Here is a 4147-nt window from a genome sequence, read left to right as displayed (position 1 = left end):
CCGGCCTCATGAGCGGCACGGTCGTTCACTGGTGGGGCATCATGAGCCACGTCGTGATCCCGATGTTCGCCTCCCCCATCATCGGTTTCATCGTCGGCTACATCGTCATGAAGTTCGTTCTATGGCTGCTGCGCAAGGCCCAGTATCACCGCACGATGCGTCGTTTCCGTGCCGCCCAGCGCATCTCCTCGGCTGCGATGGCCCTGGGCCACGGCATCCAGGACGCGCAGAAGACGATGGGCATCATCGTCATGGCGCTCATGGCGGGCGGTTACGGCCAGCACCACAACATCCTCGATCCGATCACGGGCGAAATGAACGTGCCCCTGTGGGTGAAGATTTCGAGCGCTCTGGCGATTTCGCTGGGTACCATGGCCGGCGGTGGGCGCATCATGCGCACCATTGGCCGCAAGATCATCGACCTGGATCCGGCTCGCGGCTTCACCGCCGAGGCCGTGTCCGCCTCGATCCTGTACCTGTGCTCCTACGTCATCCACGCCCCCATCTCGACGACGCAGGTCGTGTCGACGGCGATCATGGGCGTGGGTTGCACGAAGCGTTTCTCCGCGGTTCGCTGGGGCGTCGCGGGCAGCATCGTCACCGCGTGGTTCCTCACGCTGCCGGCCGCGGCCATCGTGTCTGGCATCGTGTATCTCCTCGTGGCGCTGCCTCTGGGGGTCCACTAGTGGCTTCCCGTCGTCTCGTCAGCCTGGTCGCGGCCCTCGCGCTTCTCGTCCCGCTCGCCGCATGTTCGGATTCGTCCGTCATGCACATGCGGGTCGGCCAGTGCATCCTCATGCCCGAGGACAAGACCACGACCACGGTTGAGACGACCGGCTGCACCCGAGAGCATGACGCCGAGGTCTTCTATGTGACCTCCGCCGACGACGGGGATTTCCCCGGCGAGGAGGAGCTCAACAAGCAGGCCGGCGCCCAGTGCCTCGAGCATTTCAAGGAGTACATCGGGTCGAGCTACCTGACGTCCACTCTCGACATGACGTGGATGATTCCGACGAAGGATTCGTGGGCGCACAACGATCGGGCGATTGTGTGCTTGGCGCGTCCCATGGATCGCTCCACACTCACCTCGTCGGTGAAGGACTCGGGCCTGTAGGCCTTCCCTCGTCGGCGCCGTCGGGTGGCACGCGGCCTTTGGGCCGGGTGCCACCCGCTTTTTACTGGTTGAAGGACATAGCGTGTTGGTTGTGTAGAGACTTTTCGGTGTGCTGGCGGGTGACAATCAACATTGAAGGTGGTTGTTTCATCGTGGGGGCATGAATGCCTCCACATGCCCGGCGTGTGGGCGGACGCCCGGCCAGGCATCGTTGTGTCCACAACGCAGGCACCTCGCTCGCAACGCCCCGTTGTCGGCGTTTGTCGCCGAGGTGGTCTGCGATGCGGGCGCCTCACCGCCCCGAACCGCGACCTCACCGCCACCAAACGGGGGGAATTGCACCAATAGAGGCGCGACACGCCGGCGACACGCCGAAGCAAGGCTCCTAATGCTGCAAAACCCCCATTATTACCCCTAGCGTTATACTCCCGATCCGGTGCAATCCTCCCGATGGTGTTCGTCCTGTCTGTGGAGCTGCGGCGTGGGCGCCCGAGCACAGACGCCCCTCCCCCGACGACGCATGGGACTAACCACCGCCAACACGTTGCGCCCTATCACCGTTGTTTACTGTCGCCATCCGTAGTTGCTAGAGTGTACGAACGCGACACCATCCCCGTCGCATGAGCAGCGAGGCTTTCCCGAGGCCATCGCTCCCCTCACACAAGGAAGATCATGTCCCACCGCTCCCGTTCCTTAACGTTTCTCTGCATCGGCGCCGCCCTTCTGAGCCTGGGCCTGTCCGCTTGCTTCCCCGTCTCACTGAGGCCCCGCAGCTCCTCCGGGGGCTCTTCCGGGGGTTCGTCCGGGCCCACCAGCTCCGTCCTTGACCTGTACGTCGGCCAGTGCATCCAGAACCCGGGCGTGGACTCGATTACCGACGTGGAGAACGCGGTGTGTACGAACGAGCATTGGGGGGAGGTTTTCCACGTTATGACAATCACCTCCTCGCAGATGCCCTCCGAGGATGCCATGGATGATATGGCCTGGGACGCCTGCGTTGACGCCTTCGATGCCTACGTGGGCAGGCCCTACGACGAGTCCGACCTGGATTTCAGGTGGTTCGGGCCGTCCCAGGAGAGCTGGGCGGAAGGGGATCGCACCATCCAGTGCATCGCGATCCGCACGGACGGTGACCCCCTGTATCAGCCGGTGCGCAATTCGGGCATCTGAGCCGCCTCCGGCCGCGGCGTGATGATCCTGAGGCTCGTGTGGCGGCCCGGCATGACCCCGGCCACCTCCCCTTTACCGTGCGGTATTTGAATTGTTATAGTGACAACAGCATGGCGACGGGCACCACCCTGGGCCCGCGTCGTCGCAGCTGAGCGGTTTCGCCTCCCGCGGGCCGCGATCCCATCTCATCAAGGAGCACTATGTCCCACGCAATGCGTCCCGCCCTGGCTCTCGGCGCCTCCGCCGCGATCCTGGCCCTCGGCCTGTCCGCTTGCTCTGGCCTGCCCTTCGGCGGCCGCACCCCGTCCGATCGTTCCTCCGAGACCTCCTCGTCGCGCTCCTCGGAGAGCCCCTCCCCCGAGGCCACCGGCTCCGACACCTCCGCGTTCGCGATGTACGTCGGCCAGTGCATCAACACCCCCGACGGCGCCACCGCGACCGTCGAGGAGTTCGACTGCAACCAGCCGCACAACGGCGAGGTCTTTTACATCCACAACCTGACGGATGCGACGCGCCCGTCCGAGGACGACATGGAGAAGAAGGCAACGGACGCCTGCCTGGCAGCCTTCTCCCCCTACGTCGGCAAGGACTACGAGGACTCCAACCTGAGCATCGTGTGGATGTACCCCACGGTTCAGACCTGGACGACGGGCGACCGCGAGATCGTCTGCATCGCGACCACCGATGACGATTCGACACTGAACCAGTCCATCAAGGGCTCCGGCATGTGATTCGCATCCTGTGCGGCGGCGGTTCGGCTTCGGCCGGGCCGCCGCGCCTTGTCAGCGGCGCTCCCGAGCAGTTCCGATCGCGGGCACCAAGAACCCGGATCGTGCGGTCGCCGCGGCGTTATATAGTGGAAATAGCACAACGACCAGCAATCAGGCTCGCCGCGCCGCGCTCTTCCATCACGTGTGCGAAGGCGTCGTTGCTCCAAGGAGAATCATGTCTCAACGTTCCTTCGCATCCCGCACCGCGCGCCCCGCGCTGATCCTCGGGGTCTCGGCTACCATCCTGAGTCTGGGCCTGTCCGCCTGTTCCGTGTCAATGTCTGGAACTCGCAAGCCTTCGAATGGCTCCCGCACGCCGGCGGCCTCCGCGACGGCCGATACACAGACGCAGCAACACATCGGGGAATGTTTCCAGTTCGGGCCCGATGAGGACAGTCAAGTCACCAACGTCGACTGCAACCAGCCTCACGATGGGGAATACTTTCATATTTTTGACTTCGCAGGCACGAACCGTCCGTCCGACGACGAGTTTAACGAGGAGAGCGACGAGGTCTGCGGCCTGATCTTCGAGCACTACGTCGGCAAGCCCGTCGCGGACTCCACGTTGGACTACGACTGGATGCTTCCCCTTTCACAAACCTGGGCAAAAGGTGACCACACGGTGCAATGCTACCTCTTCGCCAAGGACGACAGTAAGCTCACCGGTTCCGCGAGGAACTCCAACATGTGACCCTGTTTCTACGCGCGCTTGTGGCGGCTCGGCTAATGCCGGGTCGCCTCAGTGCTTCTTGGAGGCCTTGCGCGCGTGAGTGGCGGGGTTCTTGGTGGTCACGCCGTGCGTCTCGAAGGCGGCAACGACCGGCCCGTCGGGACCGTGCTCGACGTGGGCGACCAGGATCTGGCCGTGCTTGAGGGTGGGGAGGTCGCCGCCCGCGACTGTGTTTGCCCCGTAGGCCCGGAGTTCCTCGACGATGAGGTCGCGCGCGGCTCCGGTCACAGACACGAGGGTCGTGCCGCCCGGCTCGCGGAGGCGCTGCGCGGCGAAGGCGCGCACCCGGCCCGCTCGAGCGTCCTCGTCGATCTGTTCGGCGGCATCGGGCTGGGTGCCGAGGGCATCCACGAGCGTCACGGA

The 4147-nt window shown here is 64.5% G+C and carries 5 protein-coding genes and 1 pseudogene; 5 read left to right on the top strand and 1 reads right to left on the bottom strand.

What is annotated here, in order from left to right:
- The 5 genes from HMPREF1138_RS10235 to HMPREF1138_RS10215 all read left to right on the top strand — a co-directional run.
- Positions 1-686 (top strand): inorganic phosphate transporter (locus tag HMPREF1138_RS10235; protein WP_009059562.1); only part of this gene is annotated, 686 nt, incomplete at its 5' end.
- Positions 686-1114, top strand: coding sequence for a septum formation family protein (locus tag HMPREF1138_RS10230; RefSeq protein ID WP_009059568.1), 429 nt, complete (start codon positions 686-688; stop codon positions 1112-1114). The genes HMPREF1138_RS10235 and HMPREF1138_RS10230, both read left to right, overlap by 1 nt.
- Positions 1115-1786: 672 nt before the next feature.
- On the top strand, positions 1787-2284 hold the full coding sequence (locus HMPREF1138_RS10225) for a septum formation family protein (RefSeq protein WP_050981264.1): 498 nt from the start codon (positions 1787-1789) through the stop codon (positions 2282-2284).
- Between the two features lie 200 nt (positions 2285-2484).
- Complete coding sequence (locus HMPREF1138_RS10220) at positions 2485-3015, top strand: septum formation family protein (RefSeq protein WP_009059560.1); 531 nt, start codon at positions 2485-2487, stop codon at positions 3013-3015.
- A 214-nt stretch (positions 3016-3229) separates the two neighbouring features.
- Entirely contained in the window at positions 3230-3745 is a 516-nt protein-coding gene (locus HMPREF1138_RS10215) for a septum formation family protein (protein WP_009059570.1), read from the top strand.
- 48 nt (positions 3746-3793) lie between these two features.
- On the opposite strand, the pseudogene HMPREF1138_RS11350 reads toward HMPREF1138_RS10215, so the two are convergent.
- Positions 3794-4147 (bottom strand): annotated as a pseudogene (locus tag HMPREF1138_RS11350) (NUDIX domain-containing protein); the annotation flags it as partial.

The organism is Actinomyces sp. ICM58, assembly GCF_000283035.1.
GTDB lineage: Bacteria > Actinomycetota > Actinomycetes > Actinomycetales > Actinomycetaceae > Pauljensenia.
The sequence above is the reverse complement of the archived record's forward strand: the minus strand, read 5'-3'. Positions and strand labels throughout refer to the sequence as shown.

Coding starts and splice junctions, on each gene's coding strand:
- HMPREF1138_RS10225 (WP_050981264.1), top strand. CDS start 1,787: ATGTCCCACCGCTCCCGTTCCTTAACGTTTCTCTGCATCGGCGCCGCC.
- HMPREF1138_RS10220 (WP_009059560.1), top strand. CDS start 2,485: ATGTCCCACGCAATGCGTCCCGCCCTGGCTCTCGGCGCCTCCGCCGCG.
- HMPREF1138_RS10215 (WP_009059570.1), top strand. CDS start 3,230: ATGTCTCAACGTTCCTTCGCATCCCGCACCGCGCGCCCCGCGCTGATC.